This window comes from Nocardiopsis salina YIM 90010 (genome assembly GCF_000341025.1).
GTDB lineage: Bacteria > Actinomycetota > Actinomycetes > Streptosporangiales > Streptosporangiaceae > Nocardiopsis > Nocardiopsis salina.
In genome coordinates this window covers 1-2,056 of the sequence record NZ_ANBF01000061.1, presented here as the reverse complement: position 1 = coordinate 2,056, position 2,056 = coordinate 1, and the positions used below count along the sequence as shown (strand labels likewise).

Sequence of the window (2,056 nt, the reverse complement as noted above, 5' to 3'; positions counted from 1 at the left end):
CCCGCCTGTGCCGGCCCGCTCCCCCACGGGGGCGGCGGGCGGGCCGAGCAACAGCACGAACGAGAGCAGCACCAGCGCGACCGGGCCCGCGTAGACCACGAACACACTCCCCCACGGGAAGCTGATCGCCACCCACGCGTATCCACAGGCCAGCCCCGAGAACCGCAGCATGTTGTGCAGGCCCAGCGCCGCACCATGGCTCGCGGCGGCCGAGCGCATCACCCCGAGCGCTGCGTTGGCCTGAACCGCGCCGATCGCCGAGCCGACGACCACGAGCACCACGACGGTGACGGCGACTGCGGTGGCCTGCCCGGCGGTGCCGACCCAGCCGAGCGTGAGCAAGCCGAGGCCGAGCGCGGCGAGCCCGCCCTGGAGCACGGCCCGGGGGGTCAGGCGCGCCCCGATCCAGGAGGACACGGGCGCGAACAGGGTCATCGAGACCGCGAGCGCGACGGTGACCGCAGCGATGGTCTCCGGCCCCATACCGTGCTCGCGGCCCAGGTGCAGGGGCGTGGCCACCACGACGACACCGAGGCAGGCCATGACGGTCCCGGCTGCGGCTGTACTGCGCAGGTAGCGGCGTTCGACGAGCAGGCGGGGGTCGACGAGCGCGGCCGGGTTGTGGTGCGCGATCACGGCGTGCGCGGCCAGGCCGACCACACCGGCGACCACCAGGGCGATGCCCACACCCGGGTTGCCCTGCTGCCCGGCCCAGGTGAAGGCGCCCACGAGGGACCCGATGCCGATGACGAGGGTGAGCATGCCGCTGATGTGCAGCGGCGGACGGCCGGAGGGCGCGGCCGGGACGATGCGCGCGATGAGCACCATCAACACGAAGCTCAGCAGTGCGTGGGTGCCGAAGACCGCCCGCCAGCCGAGCAGGTCGGCCACCAGCCCTCCCAGGGGCAGCCCGAGAGCTTGACCGACCCCGATCGCCGAGGCCCACGCGGCCATCATCCGGGCGCGGTGGCGGGGCCAGAAGTGCGCGAGGCTCTGTTGCACGGCGGGAGGGGTGGCCGAACAGGCGATCCCCTGCAGTGCGCGCATGGCCACGAGGAACCACAGCTGTTGACTGCACGCGGCGCCGAGCTGGGCCAACACCATCAGCCCCAGGGAGGTGACCAGCACCCGGTGCGGCCCCAGGCGCTCGCAGGCCCATCCTGCGACCGGGGAGAACAGCACCATGGCCAGGGTGAAGGCGCTGACCGCGAAGACGATCCCGCTGGGCCCGGCGTCGATCGCGTCGGCGATGACGTTGATGGGCGCACTGATGATGGTGCTGGTCAATGTGCCCAGGGCCGAGCTCGCCAGGAGGACGACGTAGGCCGGGCCCGGCGGCGCGTCCGGGCCCGGGGCGTTCGGGGCGCTCACACCCGTGTTCCGGTCGGGGACCGGTCCTCGCTGTGCCCGCCCCTGCGCCGCCCGGCGAAGCGCACCGCGAGCGCCGTCGCCACGATCGCGCCGAGCCCGACGAGGCTGCTGACCGGTCCCGGGGTCAGCGCCGCGAAACCCGCGCCGAGGGCGACCAGGCGGCTGAACGGGCCCATGGGGTGTTCGGCTCCCACGAGGTAACCCTCGAACGCACAGCCCATGGCCACGACACCCACGACCGCGAAGAGCACCGCGAGACCGACCTCGGGCAGGGGCGCGCGTCCGACCAGCGCTGGGTCGAGCACGAAACAGAACGGGACGACGTACTTGACCGCACCCAACCGCATCGCCGTGAGGCTCGTGGGGATGGGTCTGGTCCCGGCGATACCGGCGGCGGCGAAGGCGGCCAGCCCCACGGGCGGGGTGATGTAGGAGACCGTAGCCCAGTAGATGACGAACAGGTGGGCGGCGATCGGGTCGATTCCCATCCCCACCAGTGCCGGGGCCAGCACGATCGCCAGGAGCACGTAGACCGCCGAGACCGTCATTCCGAGGCCGAGCACGAAGGAGGTGAGCGCGCCGGCGACGAGCACCAGCGCCACCGACCCGCCCAGCGCTGTGACCATCTCGCGGGCCAGGGACAGCGAGACGCCCGTCATCGACAGTCCGCCGATGATGAGGCCGA

The 2,056-nt window shown here is 72.9% G+C and carries 2 protein-coding genes; both read right to left on the bottom strand.

Annotated features, from left to right (window positions below; translation table 11 throughout):
• The coding region (locus D474_RS0106415; RefSeq protein ID WP_017612763.1) for an MFS transporter at nt 1-1,371 on the bottom strand (1,371 nt) is incomplete at its 3' end.
• Nucleotides 1,368-2,056 (bottom strand): TRAP transporter large permease subunit (locus D474_RS0106410; RefSeq protein ID WP_026118231.1); only part of this gene is annotated, 689 nt, incomplete at its 5' end. The genes D474_RS0106410 and D474_RS0106415, both read right to left, overlap by 4 nt.